This is a genomic window from Chromobacterium haemolyticum (assembly GCF_002081825.1).
Taxonomy (GTDB): Bacteria; Pseudomonadota; Gammaproteobacteria; order Burkholderiales; family Chromobacteriaceae; genus Chromobacterium; species Chromobacterium fluminis.
Map to the genome: position 1 here is coordinate 1 of NZ_MUKU01000086.1, position 1,227 is coordinate 1,227.

The following is a 1,227-nucleotide window of genomic DNA, read 5'->3' on the forward strand; positions in this document are numbered from 1 at the left end:
GGGGACTTCCAGAAACCTCCCGTTCTGGCATGATCTGACCTGCCCCCTGACCGAGACACACCCATGAAGAGCCTGTTCGCCGCCGAAGAACGTGAAAGCAAACTGTCCAAGCTAGGAGACCCGCTGACATCGCTGAATCAGCATGTCGACTTTGCCGGGCTGGCTGCCAGCGTCGACCGGGCATTGCCGAGGCCACACCGCTACTTTGGCGGCAGACCGCCATATCCCACTGAACTGATGATCCGGCTCCTAGTGATCCAGCAGTTGTTCAACCTGTCCGATGCCCAGCTTGAATTCCAGGTGCTCGACCGAACCAGCTTCCAGCGTTTCCTGGGTATCCGCGACAGCGGAAAGGTGCCAGATCGAAATACGGTGTGGGCCTTCCGCGAGCGGCTTGCGCAGGCGGGGTTAGGTGCAAGCCTGTTTGACGAGGTGAACCGCCAGTTGCATGCCGAAGGCTATCTGGCACGCTGCGGCCAGATCATTGATGCCACCTTGGTGCCAGTGCCGACCCAGCGCAACGGGCGGACCGAGAACGCCCAGATCAAGCAGGGGGAAACGCCGGAAGAATGGTCGGCCAAAAAGCTCGCGCACAAGGATGTCGACGCTCGCTGGACCGAGAAACATGGCAAGCAGACCTTCGGCTACAAGCTATCGGTATCGACCGACTGCCGCTACAAACTGATCCGTACCGCGCACGTCAGCCCGGCCAACGAAGGCGACCAGACCCACCTGTTGAAGGTGCTCGATTGGAACAATACCAGCCGCGCCATGTATGCCGATCGTGGCTACACGGCGCTGGATATTCTCAAGGTGTGTGGTTGGCGGCAACACATCCAGCGCCGCGCCAAGCCGAAACAGGCCCTCTCCGAAACGCAGGTCGGTCGTAACCGGCGTATTGCCAAGATCCGTGCACGCGGAGAGCACCCGTTCGCCGGTCTACGCGCCTTGGGTGGCAAATTCCTGCGCTGCGTAGGCTTGCCGCGCGCGACCTTGCAACTGCACCTCAAGGTGCTGACCTATAACCTGAAGCGGATGTGCTGGCTGAAAAGCAAAGGGGTGGGGGTATTTTGACGCCCGAGGTGCGTCCGGAGTCTGCGAAATACGGGCTCCGGGCGCAAAAACAGCAGCTTCAGCGACGCTGGCTGCGTCAAGTTGCTGAAAATTTTATCTGTGTGAGGGCATGCTTGGTTTTTGATTGCCTGAAGCAGGTTTCTGGAAGTCCCC

The 1,227-nt window shown here is 59.7% G+C and carries 1 protein-coding gene; it reads left to right on the top strand.

Annotated elements, in window-relative coordinates:
* The first annotated feature begins 63 nt into the window (after window positions 1-63).
* Entirely contained in the window at window positions 64-1,074 is a 1,011-nt protein-coding gene (locus B0T39_RS24660) for an IS5 family transposase (protein ID WP_081551377.1), read from the top strand.
* The last annotated feature ends 153 nt before the right edge of the window (window positions 1,075-1,227 follow it).